The sequence below is a fragment of the Pseudonocardia sp. ICBG1034 genome, assembly GCF_020131375.1.
In the GTDB taxonomy this organism is placed as follows: Bacteria; Actinomycetota; Actinomycetes; order Mycobacteriales; family Pseudonocardiaceae; genus Pseudonocardia; species Pseudonocardia alni.
Genome location: NZ_JAHLEK010000017.1, coordinates 939792 through 957547 on the forward strand (window position 1 = coordinate 939792; position 17756 = coordinate 957547).

At 72.0% G+C, this 17756-nt stretch carries 15 protein-coding genes; 8 read left to right on the forward strand and 7 right to left on the reverse strand.

Features of this window, described 5'->3' with window-relative positions; genetic code table 11:
- The first annotated feature begins 13 nt into the window (after positions 1-13).
- The 4 genes from katG to KPF22_RS19125 all read left to right on the forward strand — a co-directional run bounded on the left by katG (position 14) and on the right by KPF22_RS19125 (position 5358).
- Positions 14-2215, forward strand: coding sequence for a catalase/peroxidase HPI (gene katG, locus KPF22_RS19110; protein WP_224402864.1), 2202 nt, complete (start codon positions 14-16; stop codon positions 2213-2215).
- 663 nt (positions 2216-2878) lie between these two features.
- Positions 2879-3358: an MSMEG_3727 family PQQ-associated protein gene (locus KPF22_RS19115; protein WP_062402320.1), complete on the forward strand. Its 480-nt coding sequence runs from the start codon at positions 2879-2881 to the stop codon at positions 3356-3358.
- Positions 3359-3373: 15 nt separating this feature from the next.
- Complete coding sequence (locus KPF22_RS19120; RefSeq protein WP_208820129.1) at positions 3374-5056, forward strand: PQQ-dependent dehydrogenase, methanol/ethanol family; 1683 nt, start codon at positions 3374-3376, stop codon at positions 5054-5056.
- Positions 5057-5160: 104 nt separating this feature from the next.
- Positions 5161-5358 carry a recombination activating protein 1 gene (locus KPF22_RS19125; RefSeq protein WP_178375198.1) on the forward strand — a complete coding sequence of 66 codons (198 nt, stop codon included), beginning with the start codon at positions 5161-5163 and terminating at the stop codon, positions 5356-5358.
- A gap of 15 nt (positions 5359-5373) precedes the next feature.
- Here KPF22_RS19125 and KPF22_RS19130 read toward each other — a convergent pair whose 3' ends face one another.
- Complete coding sequence (locus tag KPF22_RS19130) at positions 5374-6771, reverse strand: DNA-binding protein (RefSeq protein WP_208820126.1); 1398 nt, start codon at positions 6769-6771, stop codon at positions 5374-5376.
- A gap of 352 nt (positions 6772-7123) precedes the next feature.
- Between KPF22_RS19130 and KPF22_RS19135 the strand changes: the two genes are divergently transcribed.
- The gene (locus tag KPF22_RS19135) at positions 7124-8581 is read left to right on the forward strand and encodes a DNA-binding protein (RefSeq protein WP_224402865.1); all 1458 of its coding nucleotides are present in this window, start codon (positions 7124-7126) and stop codon (positions 8579-8581) included.
- Here KPF22_RS19135 and rpe read toward each other — a convergent pair whose 3' ends face one another.
- A complete protein-coding gene (gene rpe / locus KPF22_RS19140) occupies positions 8582-9289 on the reverse strand; it encodes a ribulose-phosphate 3-epimerase (RefSeq protein WP_224402866.1) in 708 nt (235 codons plus the stop codon).
- Positions 9290-9440: 151 nt separating this feature from the next.
- Between rpe and hxlA (KPF22_RS19145) the strand changes: the two genes are divergently transcribed.
- Together hxlA (KPF22_RS19145) and KPF22_RS19150 are read left to right on the forward strand one after the other, a co-directional pair.
- Positions 9441-10070, forward strand: a complete 630-nt coding sequence (hxlA, locus tag KPF22_RS19145; RefSeq protein ID WP_224402867.1) for a 3-hexulose-6-phosphate synthase — start codon at positions 9441-9443, stop codon at positions 10068-10070.
- A 17-nt stretch (positions 10071-10087) separates the two neighbouring features.
- Positions 10088-10360 (forward strand): hypothetical protein, encoded by a 273-nt coding sequence (locus tag KPF22_RS19150; protein WP_208827026.1) that lies wholly within the window; start codon positions 10088-10090, stop codon positions 10358-10360.
- A 123-nt stretch (positions 10361-10483) separates the two neighbouring features.
- Here the strand turns inward: KPF22_RS19150 and KPF22_RS19155 are convergent, their stop codons facing one another.
- From KPF22_RS19155 to hxlA (KPF22_RS19175), 5 genes are read right to left on the reverse strand one after another with little or no spacing between them, the layout of a single operon-like run.
- On the reverse strand, positions 10484-11854 hold the full coding sequence (locus KPF22_RS19155; protein WP_208827022.1) for an ATP-dependent 6-phosphofructokinase: 1371 nt from the start codon (positions 11852-11854) through the stop codon (positions 10484-10486).
- Positions 11851-12822, reverse strand: a complete 972-nt coding sequence (locus KPF22_RS19160) for a fructose-bisphosphatase class II family protein (RefSeq protein ID WP_208827020.1) — start codon at positions 12820-12822, stop codon at positions 11851-11853. The genes KPF22_RS19155 and KPF22_RS19160 overlap by 4 nt, the downstream gene beginning before the upstream one ends.
- Before the next feature lie 42 nt (positions 12823-12864).
- On the reverse strand, positions 12865-13452 hold the full coding sequence (gene hxlB / locus KPF22_RS19165; protein WP_073573858.1) for a 6-phospho-3-hexuloisomerase: 588 nt from the start codon (positions 13450-13452) through the stop codon (positions 12865-12867).
- 31 nt (positions 13453-13483) lie between these two features.
- Positions 13484-15586 carry a transketolase gene (gene tkt, locus KPF22_RS19170; RefSeq protein WP_224402868.1) on the reverse strand — a complete coding sequence of 701 codons (2103 nt, stop codon included), beginning with the start codon at positions 15584-15586 and terminating at the stop codon, positions 13484-13486.
- Positions 15587-15615: 29 nt separating this feature from the next.
- Positions 15616-16245: a 3-hexulose-6-phosphate synthase gene (hxlA, locus tag KPF22_RS19175; protein ID WP_224402869.1), complete on the reverse strand. Its 630-nt coding sequence runs from the start codon at positions 16243-16245 to the stop codon at positions 15616-15618.
- A gap of 513 nt (positions 16246-16758) precedes the next feature.
- Between hxlA (KPF22_RS19175) and KPF22_RS19180 the strand changes: the two genes are divergently transcribed.
- Complete coding sequence (locus KPF22_RS19180) at positions 16759-17751, forward strand: LysR family transcriptional regulator (protein WP_208820795.1); 993 nt, start codon at positions 16759-16761, stop codon at positions 17749-17751.
- The last annotated feature ends 5 nt before the right edge of the window (positions 17752-17756 follow it).

Genomic DNA, 17756 nt, shown 5'->3' on the forward strand with positions numbered 1-17756 from the left:
GGGGAGGACGACGATGCCCGAGAACCCCGACACCCACGTCTACCGCACCTACGACCAGATCCTGGCCGGCGCAGGGTCCGGCGCCGAGGCCGCCCACCTGCGACCTCGGGACTGGTGGCCGCAACGGCTCGATCTCGCACCGCTGCGCAGGCCGCACCCGCGTGACGACGACTACCCCTCGCGCTTCGCGACCGTCGATCTCGACGAGCTCGCCCGGGACGTCGACGAGGTGCTCACCACCTCGCAGGACTGGTGGCCCGCCGACTCCGGTCACTACGGACCGCTGGTGCTGCGCATGGCCTGGCACGCGGCGGGCACCTACCGCGCCGGTGACGGCCGGGGCGGAGCCGCCGCCGGCATGCAGCGCTTCGCCCCGCTGAACAGCTGGCCGGACAACCGCAACCTCGACAAGCCGCGGCGCCTGCTCTGGCCGGTGAAGCGCAAGTACGGCCGGTGCCTGTCCTGGGCCGACCTGATGATCTTCGCCGGCAACCGTGCACTGGAGTCGATGGGGCTCACGACGCTCGGGTTCGCCGGCGGGCGCCCGGAGGTGTGGGAACCGGACGACACGTACTGGGGCCCCGAGCGCAAGTGGTTGTCGGAGCGGCGCTACACCGGTCTCCACGAGCTCGACGAGCCGCTGGGTGCGAGCGAGATGGGGCTGATCTACGTCGACCCGCAGGGCCCGGCCACCAACCCCGACCCGAAGCTGTCCGCGCGCGACATCCGTCAGACCTTCCGCCGGATGGCCCTGGACGACGCCGAGACCGTCGCACTGATCGCGGGGGGTCACACGTTCGGCCGGATGCACGGCCCGGCGGACCCGATGGTCACCGCGGGACCGGAACCCGAGGCAGCTCCGCTGACCGCCCAGGGCATGGGCTGGAGCGGTGGTCACGGCACCGGCCTCGGCCCGGACACGGTGACCGCCGGGCTGCACGGCGCGTGGACACGCACCCCGACCCGCTGGGACCACACCTACCTGGAGACCCTCTTCGGGTACGAGTGGGACGTCGAGCTGAGCCCCGCCGGCCTGTGGCAGTGGGTCCCCCGCGACGGCGGCGGCGCGGGCACCGTGCCGGACCCGTTCGACCCCGGGGTCCGCTCGCACCCGGTCATGCTCACCACCGACCTCGCGCTCCGGGCCGATCCCGGGTTCGAGTCGATCGCCCGTCGCTACCTCGACGACCCGGACGAGTTCGCCGACGCCTTCGCCCGGGCCTGGTTCAAGCTCACCCACCTCGACATGGGCCCGGCCCGCAGGTATCTGGGTCCCCTCGTCCCCGAGCAGCAGTTCCTCTGGCAGGACCCGGTCCCCGAGGTCGACCACGAGCTGGTCGACGACGACGACGTCGCCGCTCTCAAGCGGATGGTCCTCGGGTCCGGCCTGACCGTCGCCCAGCTCGTCGGCACCGCGTGGGCGTCGGCCTCGACCTACCGCGACACCGACAAGCGCGGAGGCGCCAACGGGGCACGGATCCGGCTCTCGCCCCAGCGTCACTGGGCGGTCAACGACCCGGACCAGCTCGACGAGGTCCTCACCGTCCTGGAGGGGGTCCGGGAACGGTTCGAGGGGGCGCACACCGGCGGCAAGCGGATCACGATGGCGGACCTCGTCGTGCTCGGCGGGTGCGCGGCGGTGGAACGCGCCGCCGCGGACGCCGGGCACGAGGTCGTGGTGCCGTTCCGGCCCGGGCGCACCGACGCGACGCAGGAGTGGACCGACACCGGATCGTTCGCGGCCCTGCAGCCGCGCGCCGACGGATTCCGCAACTGGGTCGGCGACACCTCCGGTATCGCGCCCGAGCACCTGCTGGTGGACCGGGCCGCGCTGCTGACGCTGACCCCACCGGAGATGACCGTCCTCGTCTCCGGGCTCCGTGTACTCGGAGCCACCCACCGCGGTTCCCGTACGGGCGTGCTGACGACGTCGCCGGGGACGCTGACCAACGACTTCGTCGTGAACCTCCTCGACGGTCGCACCCGGTGGTCGGCGAGCCCCGAGGGCGACGGGTCCGTGTTCGAGGGCCGGGACGTGGACACCGGTGAGCTGCGGTGGACCGCGAGCCGGGTCGACCTGGTCTTCGGGTCCAGCTCGGAGCTGCGGGCGCTGTGCGAGGTGTACGCCGCGGACGACGCGGCCGACCGCTTCGTCCGTGATTTCGTCGCGGCATGGGTCAAGGTCATGGAGCTCGACCGTTTCGACTTGATCTGATCCTGCGCCCGGACAGGCGATCGTGGGCGGTCCGGGAAATTGCGACCAACGCGTCTGTGGGACCGGCGATCTCCGTGTGGGAGATCAGGTCCGGCCGGCGGCCGGCGCCGCCGGACGCGCGGAACACGGCACCGGCACACGACGCCGGCGCCGCCGTACGGTCGTCCCGCGCGGTGCCGGCCGCGGCGGCGGACCGGCCGCTCCCACCGTGTGGACGTCGTCTCCGTACGGCGGGGACCGGCGCGACCGGCAGGGCCGGAGATCGGCTGCGCCAGGACGCGCCGGGGTGGTCGCGACGGCCTCGGCACCCGCGTGACGTGCGGTTCATCCATGTCAACGGCTCTGGACCGGGCCGCGGCGACACTGCCGGGGCAGCGGCCCCGGGACTGCCCCGCGGGCTCCGAGGGGTACGAACGGTAGGCCGCGACCGGCGAACGGGGTCTGTCGCCCCGTCAACGGCGAGCCATACCGCAACACCCTCGTGCGATGTAACGTGTGTTGCGCGGCGAGTGATGGCAATCACCACGGGAAATGGTGGCCGGATGATCGTCCCATTCCCGCATCGGCTGTTGTATCGCAGTCGACCGGCGCGTGGGACGCGCGTGTTCCGCACACACCGGCGCCGCCGAATTGCTTTTTTCTCAACGACGAGGAGGCGAAGCGATGACATCCATACAGGACCGCGAGGACTCGGCCCAGGACAGCCGGGAGGAACTCCTGGCCGAACTCAGCGGGCAGAATCGCGCGACCATCGGCGCGGTGCTCGGGACCGGCTCGGTCGCCCGGGCGACCGAGCGTCCCGACGGCGTGATGGAGGCGACGATCAGGATCCCCGAGGACGCCATGACGTGGGATCCGGCGATCTTGATCATGCCGCACAGCGGCACCCTCGAGCTGACCATCATCAACGACGACAAGAACACCCACGCGTGCCTGCTGCCCAGCAACGGGGACCGGCAGTTCATCGGCCTGGTGAACCACTCCAAGGGGAGCGCGACGATCGAGCTCGACGGTCCCGGCTGCTACTGGTACGGCTCCCCGGCGGGTAACGACGAGGGCCGTGGTCTGACCGCCGCGATCGTGGTGACCGGTGAGGTGCCACCGGAGGCGAAGCTCGACCGTCCTGCCCAGCCGCGACCGTAAGAAGGGCGAATCACCATGACCATCGAGTACGTGGACGCAGGCAAGGCGTTCGACCACAGCAAGCTCTCGAACCTCCCGCACAGCGCACCGGACGTGACACGCGGGCTGGACTACGACCGGATCCTGCAGGCGCGCAGCGAGTCGCACAACTGGATCACCTACTACGGCGACTACGACGGCAAGCGCCACAGCCTGCTGGACCAGATCAACGCCGGGAACGTCAAGGACCTGAAGGTCGCCTGGATCTTCCAGGCGAGCGCCACCGGCATGATGGCCTCGACCTCCACCTACGCCTTCGAGGCGTGCCCGATCGTCGTCGACGGCGTCATGTTCGTGACGGGCTGGGACGGCCAGATCTGGGCGCTCGACGCCGTGACCGGCGAGCAGCTGTGGCGCTACAAGCACGCCATCCCGATCGACGTGACGCTGTGCTGCGCCAACGTCAACCGCGGTTGTGCGGTCGCCAACGGCAAGGTCTACATGGTGACCCAGAACGCGCAGCTGGTCGCACTGGACGCCACCACCGGGCGCAGGGTCTGGCAGAAGACCATCGGCGACGTCCGCGCCGGCGAGAGCGCCTCGATCGCGCCGCTGGTCATCAAGGACTTCCTCATCACCGGCTCCGCCGGCGGTGAGTACGGCGTCCGTGGCCACATCGACGCCTGGGACCTGGAGACGGGCGAGCAGCGCTGGCGCACCTACACGGTGCCGAAGCCGGGCGAGCCGGGGTCCGAGACCTGGCCCGACGACGGTGAGGCGTGGCAGCGCGGCGGCGCGAACCACTGGGTCACCGGCACCTACGACCCCGAGCTGAACCTGTACTACGCGGGCACCGGCAACCCGGCCCCGGACTTCGACGGCGAGGTGCGTCCCGGCGACAACCTCTACACCGACAGCGTCGTCGCGCTGGACGTGGACACCGGCGAGATCAAGTGGCACTACCAGTTCACGCCGCACGACCTCTGGGACTACGACTCCACGATGGAGATGACCCTGTTCGAGCGGGACGGGAAGAAGCTCCTGGCCCACTTCGACAAGAACGGGTACATGTTCGTCCTGGACCGGACGAACGGCGAGCTGCAGCACGTCACCCCGTTCGTGGACCGGATCGACTGGGGCGTCATCACGCGCGACGGCAAGGTCACCCCGCGCAAGTACCCGGACAAGGAGGGCGAGCCCTGCCACTTCTTCCCGGGACCGGCGGGCGCGAAGGAGTGGACCCACGCGTCCTACAACCCCGACCACGACCTGTTCTACGTCCCGGTCGCCGACGTCGGTGCCACCGCCACCCGCCGGCGCCGTGAGTTCAAGGAGGGCATGCCCTACTGGGGTGCCGCCGTCGAGGTCGACATCGACAACATGGCCGGTTCGGTCAGCGCGTTCGACTCGCACGGCGAGGAGAAGTGGCGCTACCGGCTCAAGGACATGCCGATGGCCGCCTCGACCCTGAGCACCGCGGGCAACCTGGTGTTCGCCGGCACGCCGGCGGGCGAGTTCCTGGGTCTGCACGCCGAGACCGGCGAGAAGCTCTGGAGCTTCCAGTGCGGCAGCGGCCATCACAGCAGCCCGAGCACCTTCACCGTGGACGGCAAGCAGTACATCGCGGTCCCGGTCGGATGGGGCGGCTGGCTGGAGGGCATCGTGCCGGGTCTGTCCGGACAGGGACACGGGGCATCACTGATCGTGTTCTCCCTGTGACACCGGTCCTCTGACCAGCACCCGGCCGGTGGGGACGTGGTCGCGTTCTGCGGCCCCACCGGCCGGGTGTACCGGCCCGACCACGGAAACCGACGGTGATGACGATGACCCAGCCCCCGGCCACACGACCGCGGCAGAACCTGCCGTGCATGCTGTGCGGCGAGCGCTTCGGGCCCGAGGACATGGCCCGCCACACCGAGCCGGTGGAGTGCGGTCCCTGCATCACCTGCGTCGGGAAGCCCGAATGCTTCGAGTGCCGGCTGATGTACTGCGTCTGCGACGTGCACCGTTACCGCGGCTGAGGGCCGCGGCCCGGGTCAGAGTTCGAGTGCGCGACGGACCGTCGGGATGTTGCGGCGGGACACCGGCACGACCGTCTCGGCCGGGTCGTCCATGACGAGCACCAGCTCGCCCTTCTCCCGGCGTTCGACCTCCCGGATCCGGCTGAGGTTCACCACGAACTGGCGGTGCACCCGTAGGAAGCCGGCGCCGCTGAGCTCGGACTCGAGCCGGTCGAGCCCCAGCGACGCGGACCGCATCTGCCCCTCGTCGGTGGTCAGCCACACGTCGTTGCCGTCGGACTGCGCGAACGCGACCTCCGCCAGGCGCAGCAGGACCATCCTGTTCTCGCGGGCCGCGACGAGCCGGCGCGGCGGGGTCTGCGGGGCGGCCGGCGCGTCCGGGGCGTCCGTCGACGCGGGCAGCGGCTCGCCCTCCGAGACACCGAAGGAGACGATGTTGCCGACCAGGTGCCCGGCAAGGAACACGGGACGGAAGCTGATCGTCATCGGCTCGCGGGAGAGCCGGGTGAGGATCTGCGTCGAGCCGGTCCAGCCGGCGTCCCTGCCCGCCTGCCCCGCGGCGTACCGGGCGGCCCGGATGAACTCGGGCAGCTCGGGCCTCCACCGGACCGCCGGGTCCGGTGCCGGTGTGGAGCCGGGGATGCCGAGCAGCACCCCGGCGGTGTCGTCGGCGACGACCACCCGCCCGGCCGGGTCGACGCCGGCGAGCGGAGCTGTCGTCGACGACCGCGCGTGGTTGACCGCGGCGATCAGCTCGGTGCCGTCGCCCCGCGCGCGCTGGCGCAGGATGCGCTGTGTCGCGGACGCCGCGGTGCCGAGCCATCCCTGCGCCGACCGGGGGAGCTCGCGCCGCCAGCAGGAGATGTTCAGGACCGCCACCGGCTGTCGGCTCACCGCGTCGCGGACGGAGACCCCGGTGCAGTTCCAGTCGTGGAACGCCCCGCACCAGTGCTCGGCGCCGCGGACCGTGACGGGGGTGTGCGACGCGAGCGCGGTCCCCATGCCGTTGGTGCCGACCGAGCTCTCCGACCAGCAGTACCACTGCGCGAGGTTGGCCTCGGCGGCGAGTGCACGGGTCGCCTCGTCGCCCCACTGCGCGAGCACCCGGCCGTTGGCGTCGGCGATGGTGACGATCCCGCCCTCACCACTCAGCTCGTGGGCGATGGGGCCGGCTCGGAACCCGAGCTCGGCGATGACGACGTCGTGTTCCAGGGTGTGGACGACCTCGGTCACGGCGGCCGGGGCCTCGGAGATGAGCGGGTCGACCCCGTACTGGTCCCGGCACCGGTGCCAGGACACCGCGATCTCGGGCCGGATCCCGCTGAGCGCGTCGTCACCGGCGGCGAACCGCTCCCAGGCCCGCCGTACGTCCGCGTCCTCCGGGCCGGTGCCGGGACGCACTACCTGTGGCATGGCGACCGCCTTTGGTCTGTCTCGCTCGAGCGCGGTGATGCAACCTGACTCGCACGCTAAACGCACGGTCGAATCGAGGGCAAGCGGACTGCGCCGGTAGATCACGAACGGCGGGGAATGCGTGACAGGCGGGCGCGGCGCGCTCTCCGGGAGAAGCGTCCGATCAGTGCGCAGTCGAAACGGGACACGCTTCCCCGCGTGCCGGACGTCGTCGGCTGAGTGTGCCGGCGCGGACGTTCCCGCGGATCCGGCACAGGGCGCCGGCACCGCACGTGCCGGCGGGAGGAAATGCAGAACGGATGTGGGTGCCCGGGGCGACCTGACCCCGGCGCCCGGCGACAAGGAGATCGCGATGACGGGGAGAATTCCGCCGCTGGTCCTGGCTCCGGAGCGAAGCGGGAGCCGGAACGTCGCCCCACGGGGCCCGCTCGTCGCGGCGTCGTCGGCCCGGGAGGTCGCACGGGCCTGGGAGGACTTCGCCGCGGGCAACGAGGTCAGGACCGGGGTGCGTCCCGAGATCCTCGCGTCGTGGTACCGGTGCCGGGACCGCTACGGGGTCGACAGCACCCTGGACGTCGCCCCCGGAGCCGGCAGCGGCGCGGAGAGCCCCCGGGTCGACGACGGCGTGGTGTTCACCGCCCTCGGTGGGCTGGGCGCGATGGCCGGCCGCGAGATCGAACGCGACGGGGGCGTCGTCACCGTCGCGGACAGCCGGGGGCGGGTGCTGGGCGCCTGGGGCGACTCGTCGGCGCGGCGCCGTGCCGAACTGCACAACCTCGCTCCGTGGTCGTCGTGGTCCGAGGCGTGTACCGGGACCAACGGGATGGGCACCTCGCTCGAGGTGGACGGCCCGGTGACCGTGACCGGTCCGGAGCACTGGTGCCAGGGGTTCCACGACTGGGCGTGCGCGGGCATCTCGGTGCGGGACGTGGTGACCGGCGCACCCGTCGCCTCCATCAACATCTCGCGGTGGAACGCGTCCCTCCCGCCTCTCGTGCTGCCGTGGCTGACGGAGGCCGTCGCCTGTGTCGAGCAGGTGATCCGCCGGCGGGCCGCGTACGAGGCAGATGTCGTCGTCGCCGCGTTCGAGGCGCGGGCGGCCCGGCCGCGGGGCGCACTCGTCGCGATGGACCGGGGCGGCAGCGTGATCGCCGCCGACGACGAGGCGGCCGTGGCACTGGGGCTCACCGGCGCGGCACCCGTCGTCGGAACGTGCGCGACCGCGGCGCGCCGGGTGCCCGACGTCCCCGGTCTGCCCGAGGTGGTCCGCTGGGCGATCGAACGGTCCGGGTGCGGCCCGGACTGGTGCGGACACGCTCGCCTGGCGGTGTGTCCCGGTGAGGCGGAGGTACCGCTCACCCTGTGGCCGGTCGTCGACGGCCAGGGCGTGGTGGGACTGCTGTGCGCCGTCGGGGTCGCGGACGGGGAGGCCTACTCCCCCGGTGACGCCGGTGACCAGGCCTCCGATGTGCTCCCGCGGCGGGTGATCGGCGTGCGTGACGACCGGCTGGTCCTGCTGACCCCGTCGGAGATCCGCTACGCCGAGGCCGACCGCAACACCGTCTGGCTGGTCACCGAGCGGGGCCGGATCCAGTCCGCCACCCGCGGGCTGGACAACGTCGAACGGGCCCTCGCCCCGTTCGGGATCCGACGGGTCCACCGGCGCTACCTGGTGAACCTGCGCCGTGTGGCCGAGATCGAGCGGGGTCCGCGCGGTGAACTGTTCCTGGTCACCGACGGCCGGTCGCACGAGGGCGTGCCGGTCTCCCGGCGCCATGCCCCGGACGTCCGGCGCAGGTTCGGCATCTGATCACCGACGCCGGTCGCGGACGGCGTCGACCTGGCGGCGCAACCCCTCCAGCGCACGTGCCGGATCCGCGGCCGAGTACACCGCGGATCCGGCCACGAAGCAGTCGACGCCGGCCTCCGCCGCCTGCTCGATCGTGTCGGCGTTGATGCCACCGTCGATCTCGACGACCAGGTCCAGGTGTCCGGTGTCGACCAGTGTGCGGGCCCGGCGGACCGTGTCGAGGACATCCGGGTCGAAGGCCTGACCGCCGAACCCGGGCTCCACCGACATCACCAGCAGGGTGTCGAAGTGCCGGAGCACCTCGAGGTAGGGGTCCAGGGGGGTGCTGGGCCGGATCGCGAGCCCCGCGCGGGCGCCTGCCGCGCGCAGGTTCTGTGCCAGGGCCACGGGATCGGCGGCGGCCTCGGCGTGCACCGTGACGTTGTGGGCACCCGCCTCGGCGTAGCCCGTCGCCCAGCGGTCCGGGTCCTCGATCATCAGGTGACAGTCCAGCGGCAGGTCGGTCGCGGCCAGCAGCGAGGAGACGACCGGCAGGCCCAGGGTCAGGTTCGGCACGAAATGGGCGTCCATGACGTCCACGTGCAGCCAGTCGGCGCCCCGGCCGTCGACACCGCGCACCGCGTCCGCCTCCTCGGCGAGACGGGCGAAATCGGCGGAGAGGATGGACGGGGCGAACAGCGTTCTTCTCGACGAATGTCTCGACACCATTCGATCGTAGGGCGGTCGTTCCGGTTGTGGGGGTATTCGGGGTGCGGATCGGGTGATCGGTTTTCCGGATGTGTGGTGGTGTTGTGGGTGGGTGTCGGCGGGGCGACGGTGGGGGTGTTGTTTTTCCTGTTGTCGTGGTGAGGAGTTCGTCGTGCAGTTGCAGGTGGCTTTGGATGTTCTGGATCTTCCGTCGGCGTTGACGCTGGCGAATCAGGTGTCGGAGTTCGTGGACATTCTGGAGTTGGGGACGCCGTTGGTGAAGTCGGCGGGTATCGCGGCGGTGACCGCGGTGAAGGCGGCGCATCCGGACAAGCTGGTGTTCGCGGACCTGAAGACCGCCGATGCCGGTGAGCTGGAGGCGGATCTGGCGTTCGGTGCGGGTGCGGATCTGGTGACGGTGATGGGGGTGGCCGACGACGACACGGTGCGGGGTGCGGTCGCGGCCGGTGCCCGGCACGGGAAGCGGGTCGTGGCGGACATGATCGGGGTGGTGGACGGGCGGGTCGAGCGGATCCGTCAGGTCGCGGAGCTGGGTGTGGCGTTCGTGGAGATCCATGCGGGTCTGGACGAGCAGGCGCGTCCGGGCTACTCGATCGACCGGTTGCTGGCCGACGGTCGGGCGGCCGGGGTGCCGTTCTCGATCGCCGGTGGGGTGAAGGCGGACACCATCGGGTCGGTGCGTGAGGCCGGGGCGGTGGTCGCGGTGGCCGGTGGGGCGATCTACAACGCCGACGATCCCTCCGCCGCCGCCGCCGAACTCCAGAAGCGCATCGTCGCGTGAGTGGAGCGCCCGTGGAGATGCGACGAACGAGTCCGGAGACACCGGTGAACGCCTACGGCGACCTGATGCTGCAGACCGCACGGGTGGTGCGGATGCGCTACGTCCGCTGCACCCGTGACCCGCGGTTGTCCCCCGCCGAGGCGGACGAGCTGGCGGACCTCTTCGAGCGGCTCGCCCGGGGCGACTCCGGTGTCGACCAGATCGATCCGAACGAGGCCATCGGTCTCGCGTTCCGCATCCTCGACGACGACCATCCGGAGTTCTCGAGCCTCTGGCCACGGCGCTCCTGAGCCCGGACGGCCCGTGGGCCGATGCGACGACGGCGGCCCGGGACAGGAACCTGTCCCGGGCCGCCGTCGTGCGCTGTCCTCCCCCGGCGCGGGTGGGTCCGTACCCGCAGCGACGGGCAGGGCTCAGCAGAACCCCGCGTGGAGGGGGTGTGCGCCGGCCGCGCCGAACCCGGCGGGCTGGCAGGTCGCCTCCAGCACCGACAGCCACATGTCGCCGTTCGGGTCGACCTGGTTACGACGGCTGGTCATCAGGGTCAGCGGGACGTGGACGAACCGGCGACGCCAGCGCGCGACCGCGGCCTCGGTGCGTCCCGCCATGGCCGCGTGCACCGCGGCGTGCGCCAGGCGCAGGCAGTAGACGCTGTCGTAGGCGTTCGCGGCCACGCTGCGGATCGCGTAGCTGGGGTCGATGTAGCGGATGGTGGGGGCGAGGCCCGCGTCGGTGAGGTGCGTGCCGACGCGCTCCCGCAGGAGCTCGGCGACGTCGCCCAGCCGGACGTTCCCCGAGGCGTCCGTCGCCGACCCGACCGCCGGGTGCTCCGCCAGCAGGTCCTGACCCGCCCCCTCGGCGAGGACGATCACGACGTGTCCCGCGGTCCGCACGTGCCTCTCGACGTGCGCGAGGAGGCCGTCGTCACCGTCCAGGGCGAACGGCACCTCGGGGATCAGCACGATGTCGGCCAGACTCGAGGCCAGCGCCGCGTAGCTCGCGATGAACCCCGAGTGGCGGCCCATGAGCTTGACGATGCCGACACCGTCGCGGCTCGCGGCGGCCTCGACCGCGACCGCGGTGATGAACTCCGTGGCCCGGGCGAACGCGCTCTGGAACCCGAACGACTGGTCGGTGAAGGGAAGGTCGTTGTCGATCGTCTTCGGGACGCCGATGACGGCGATGTCGAGGCCCCGTGCCCGGATCGCCGTGCTGATGCAGGTGGCCGCGCGCATCCCCCCGTCGCCCCCGACCACGAACAGCATGTCGACACCGCGGGACACGAGGCTGTCGACCATCTCGTCCGGGTCGTGGCCGCCGCGCGAGCTGCCCAGGATCGTGCCCCCGGAGTTCTGGATGTCGCGGACGTCGTCGAGGGTCAGCTCGATCGTGTCGTCGACACGGGCAGCCGTCAGCCCCTCCAGACCGTTGCGGAAGCCGAGGATGCGCTCGACCCCGTAGTGCACGGTCAGCTCCTGCACCAGGCCGCGGATGACGTTGTTCAGGCCGGGGCAGAGCCCTCCGCAGGTGACGATCCCGGCGGTGACCCCGTCGGGCCGGAAGTAGATCCGCCGACGCGGACCTGCCGCCTCGAAGCTCGCGGCCTCGACGGAGGGCCGGTCGTGCTCGGCCAGCATCGAGACGGTGTCCTCGAGGAGGACCCGGTCGCCCTCGGCCACGTAGTGCGGTGAGGTCTGTTTGGCGGTGAGCAGGCCCGCCATCGGCGAGTCGTACCGGCACTCACCCAGTTCGCGGACCCGGAGGTCGTCCCGGTGCAGGGTCACGGCTGTTCCCTCCTCGTCCCGGTGGCCCGGTCGAAGGTCGTGTGGGTGACATGGCGGATCTGCCCGTCGGTGATCAGCAGGGACTCGACGACGGTGGTGCCGCCGTTGCTGCGGGGCCTGCCGAGCAACGGGCCCCCGTTCACCCCGGAGGCGGCGAAGAAGGCCGTGTCCGACACCAACTCCTCACAGCGCAGGATGCGGTCGGTCGACCGGCCCGCGGCGCGCAGGGCTGTCGCCTCCGCCTCGCGCTGCGGTGCGAGCCGGCCCAGCATCCCGCCGCCGAGCGCGCGGACGGCGGCTGCCGTCAGCACACCCTCCGGGGTGCCCCCCACGCCGAGCAGGAGATCCACGTCGAGGGTCGGCGTCAGTACCGCCAGGCTCCCGCCGACGTCGCCGCCGGCCGGGGTCTGCACCGCCGCTCCGGCCCGCAGCACCCGGGCGATCAGCTCCGCGTGGCGTGGCTTGTCCATGATCATCACACGCAGGTCGCCGACCTTCTTGCCCACGGCCTCCGCCACCTTGGCGACGGTGCGCTCGGGCGGGTCGTCCAGATCGACGACGTCGCGCGCGGCCGGCGGAACGACGATCTTGTCCATGTAGAAGCCGGGGCCGGGCGACCAGAACGATCCCGTCCGGCCGAACGCGATCGTCGCCAGCGCCCCGGGCAGGTCCCGGGCACAGAACGACGTGCCCTCCAGGGGGTCGACGGCGATGTCGAAGTCGGGCCCGTCTCCGGTCCCGACGACCTCGCCGTTGAACAGCATGGGGGCGTCGTCCTTCTCCCCCTCCCCGATGACCACCGTCCCCCGCCCCGGTGCGCGGGCCAGCGCTGTGCGCATCGCCTCGGTGGCCGCGGCGTCGGCCGCATCCTGATCGTCACGGCCGGCCCACGGGTAGGCGGCCACCGCGGCGCTGCGGGTCGCCTCCAGGGCCACCGCCTCCAGTGTGCTGATGTCGGGTGCCGACATGTCGGGCTCCTCGGGTCGGTCGGGCGGGCACGGCGGTCGGGCTCACTCGAGGTTGGCGTGCAGCCGCCAGAGGTCGCGGGCCTGGCTGTCACCGGACTTCCAGAGCGTGTGGAACAACGCGTCACTGATCAGCAGCACCGACTGTTCGAAGAGACTGCCCGCGTACTGGACGGAGGCGCTGCCGTCGAAGTCCTGCTTGTCGGCGGCCGGCACCACCAGGGTCTCGGTCGCGATCTCGGCCAGCGGCGAGCCGGCCGCCGTGGTCAGCGCGATCACGTCCGCGTCCTGGGCCCGGGCCGTCTCGGCCGCCCGGACCACACGTCCCGTCGTGCCCGAGCCCGACGCCGCCACCAGGACGTCGCCCGCTCCGATCGCCGGAGCGGTGACCTCCCCGACGACGTGGGTCGGCAGCCCGAGGTGCATGAAGCGCATCGCGGCCATGTTCAGTGCCAGACCGCTGCGCCCGGTCCCCACGGTGAAGACCGTGCGGGCGCGCAGCAGCAGGGCGCCCGCACGGGTCCATGCCTCGGGCTCGATCCTGGCGCTGACCCGCTGCACCTCGTCGACGACGGCGCGGGTGGCGACCGAGAACTCGCCCGGGGTCAGGTCGTGGGTCATCTGGCGGGTCATCGCGTTCTCCCTCTCGTCGTCGTGGTCCCGGTCATGCCCGGCCGACCGACGCCAGGCTGCGCCGGGCGGCCTCGGCCACGGCCGCGGCGGTGATGCCGAACTTCTCGAACAGCGTCGCGACGTCGGCCGACGCCCCGAAGTGCTCCAGCGAGACGATCTCGCCGGCGTCCCCCGCGATGCGGTGCCAGGGCTGCGCCACGCCGGCCTCCACGACGACCCTCGCCCGGACCGACGGGGGCAGTACCCGGTTCCGGTAGTCCTCGTCCTGGCCGTCGAACCACTCCAGGCAGGGCATGGAGACCACCCGGGTGGCGACGCCCTCCGACTCGAGCATCCGTCTCGCCCCGAGGGCGAGCTGGACCTCCGACCCGGTGCCCACGAGCACGACGTCCGGACGTCCCGACGAGGCCTCCGCGAGCACGTACCCGCCCCGTGCGACGCCCTCCCGCGAGGTGCCCTCCAGGGTCGGCACGGCCTGGCGGGTCAGGGCCAGGCCGGCCGGGCCCGCGTTCTCGAGCACCGCCCGCCAGGCGTACGCGGTCTCGTTCGCGTCGGCGGGGCGCACCACGGACAGGCCGGGGACGGCGCGCAGCGAGGCCAGCTGCTCGACGGGCTGGTGGGTCGGCCCGTCCTCGCCGAGCCCGATGGAGTCGTGCGTCCACACGAAGACGACGGGCAGCTCCATCAACGCGGCCAGGCGCACGGCGGGCCGCATGTAGTCGCTGAAGACGAGGAAGGTCCCGCCGTAGGGCCGGGTCCCCCCGTGCAGCGCGATCCCGTTGAGGATCGACCCCATGGCGTGCTCGCGGACGCCGAAGTGCAGCGTCCGTCCGTAGGGCTGGGCGTTCCAGCTCGACGTCGAGATCCCGGCCGGGCCGAAGGAGTCCGAGCCGGCGATCGTCGTGTTGTTGCTCCCCGCCAGGTCCGCCGAACCACCCCACAGCTCGGGCAGCCTGTCGCCGAGCGCCGCCAGCACCGTCCCCGATGCCTTGCGGGTGGCGACACCGGCATCACCGGGCTCCCAGACCGGCAGCGCGTCCGCCCAGCCGGGGGGTAGCTCGCGTCGCCGGAGCCGGTCCAGCAGTGCCGCGCGTTCCGGGTTCGCCCGGGCCCACGCGTCCGCCTCGACCTGCCACTCGGCGCGGGCGGTACGGCCGCGGTCGGCCGCCTCCCGCGTGTGCCGCAGCACGTCGTCGTCGACCTGGAAGCTGAGTTCCGGGTCGGCACCGACGCTGCGCTTGACCGCGGCGAGCTCCGCACCGCCCAGTGCGGCGCCGTGGACGGCGCCGGTGTTCATCAACCCGGGGGCCGGATAGCCGATCACCGTGCGCAGCACGATCAGCGTCGGGCGGGTGCTGTCGGCCCTGCTGTGCTCGACGGCGTCGAGGAACGCCGCGACGTCCTCGCCGCCGTCGACGGTCAGGACCTGCCACCCGTAGGCCTCGTACCGTGCCGCGGTGTCCTCGGAGAGCGCGATACGGGTGTCGTCCTCGATGGAGATCTCGTTGCTGTCGTAGATCACCGTGAGGTTCCCGAGCTGCTGGGTCCCCGCCAGCGACGACGCCTCGGAGGTCACCCCCTCCTGGATGTCGCCGTCGGAGGCGATCACGTAGATCCGGTGGTCGAACACGCTGGTGCCGGGTTCGGCGTCCGGGTCGAGGAGGCCGCGTTCACGCCGGGCGGCCATCGCCATCCCGACCGCGTTGGCCAGGCCCTGCCCGAGCGGGCCGGTGGTCGTCTCGACACCGGCCGTGTGGCCGTGCTCGGGGTGGCCCGGAGTGCGCGAGCCCCATGTCCGCAGGGACCTCAGGTCGTCCAGCTCCAGGCCGTACCCGCACAGGTAGAGCTGGATGTAGAGGGTGAGACTGGAATGACCGGCCGAGAGCACGAACCGGTCCCGGCCGAGCCAGTCCGGATCGGTGGGGTCGTGCCGCAGGACCCGCTGGAACAGCGCGTGGGCGACCGGCGCGAGGCTCATGGCGGTCCCGGGATGGCCGCTCCCGCACCGTTCGACCGCGTCGGCCGCCAGCACGCGTGCGGTGTCGACGGCGCGCCGGTCGAGTTCGGTCCAGTCGGCGGGGACACGGGGGGCGGTCAACCGGGCCAGCTCGTCGTCGGACCGGGGCGGGGACACGGACACCTCCGGCGGCGCGGTACGGACGGTCACCGGCCGATGCGCTTCTGGAGTTCGGCGGCGGCGGCGGAGGGATCGTCGGCGTTGTAGATCGCCCCACCGGCCACCGCGACCACCGCCCCGGCCTCACGCACCGACCCGATGGTGTCCGCCTTCACCCCACCGGCGATCGAGAACGGCACCCCGGCCGCCCGACCGTCGGCCAGCAACCGGTCGATCGAGTAGCCCGGACGCGCCTGCTCGTCCAGACCCGCATGGATCTCCACGAACGCCACACCCAGCTCCGCGACCTGACGGATCCGCTCGACCCGCCCGTCCACCACCCCGATCATGTCCGCCACGACCCGCTTCCCGTGCCGGGCACCGGCCGCGACCGCACCCCGCACCGTGTCGTCGTCGGCCACCCCCATCACCGTCACCAGATCCGCACCCGCACCGAACGCCAGATCCGCCTCCAGCTCACCGGCATCGGCGGTCTTCAGGTCCGCGAACACCAGCTTGTCCGGATGCGCCGCCTTCACCGCGGTCACCGCCGCGATACCCGCCGACTTCACCAACGGCGTCCCCAACTCCAGAATGTCCACGAACTCCGACACCTGATTCGCCAGCGTCAACGCCGACGGAAGATCCAGAACATCCAAAGCCACCTGCAACTGCACGACGAACTCCTCACCACGACAACAGGAAAAACAACACCCCCACCGTCGCCCCGCCGACACCCACCCACAACACCACCACACATCCGGAAAACCGATCACCCGATCCGCACCCCGAATACCCCCACAACCGGAACGACCGTCGGCGTACCCGGTGCCGGAGGGGCGTCATCGCGCTGTCGAGGGGGTCCCGCCGCAGCTCGGACCGGGTCGGTCGGTCCCGGAGCTCCTGGCTGCGCCGCCACCCGATGCGCGTTCTCCGGGACGAACGGCGCCCTCCGAGGAACGAACGACGCAGTTCCGTGAACCGGCGGAGAACCGGGACGGAAAACACCATCCGGTCCTCGTCCCGCACCGCAGGAGACGCGAATCCCGCCTCTCGTACGCGGATCACGTGCGTTCGTGTCCGTGCGGTTGACCCGTTCTCCCCCGGTCCGCATCATCGCCGGGCGCCGCGTTTCGACGGAGTTTCGCGGGCGGAGCGAGAGGACAAGAACGTTGGTGATTCCGTCCCGGATGCCCCAGCTCGCAGACCTCGATCTCCTGCTGTCGGTGGCGAGCCGTGGCAGCGTCGGAAAGGCAGCGCAGGAACACCGCATCTCCCAGCCTGCCGCCAGCACGCGGATCAGTGCGATGGAGAGACGACTCGGCCTCCGGCTGCTCGAGCGGTCGCCTGCCGGGTCGACGCTGACCACGGAGGGCGAGGTACTGGCGCGCTACGCACGCAACGTGATCCGGGCGGCCGACGAGCTGCTCGAGTTCGGCTCCCGCATGGGGTCCACGGAGGCCCGCAGGCTCCGCATCGCGGGCAGCCCCGCGATCTCCGAGCACCTGATCCCCGACTGGCTGAACCACGCCGGCTCCACCACCGACGACGTCCTCGTCGAGGTGCGGACCGGCAACCTCGAGACGCTCCACCGCCTGGTCCTGGAGAGCCGGGTCGACCTCGCGTTCGTCGACGGATGGTGCGGTACCGGCGACCGGACGGGCGCGGCGCACCACGACGAGCTGGTGACCCGCGACATCTGCGACGACCGGCTGGCCGTCGTCGTCGGGCCCCGGCACCCCTGGGCGGGCCGGAGGACACCCGTCACCGTCGCCGAGCTCGCGGGTGCACCTCTGGTGCTGCGGGAGCGCGGGTCGGGCCTGCGCGCGTTCACCGACGAGCTCCTCGCCCCGCACCGGCCCTCCGGCGGCCAGGTCGAGCTGCCGTCCAGCAGCGCGCTCAAGCTCGCCGTCGCCACGAGCAGGCGGGTGACCGTCCTGAACGTGTCGACCGTCCGTACCGAGATCGCGGACGGTCGGCTCCACCTCGTCGCCGTGGACCACGAGATGCCCGGGCGTCCCATCCGCGCGACCTGGAACCGGCAGCGCGGGCTCACCGGGCACGCGGAAGCCCTCGTCGAGATCGCCGCGGCGAAGGGCTCGCCGCCGCCCGGCCCCCACGACGACCCGGAGACCGGAGGCACGCCCGGACGCGACCACGCAGGCCACCGGGCGATCGCATGACCGCC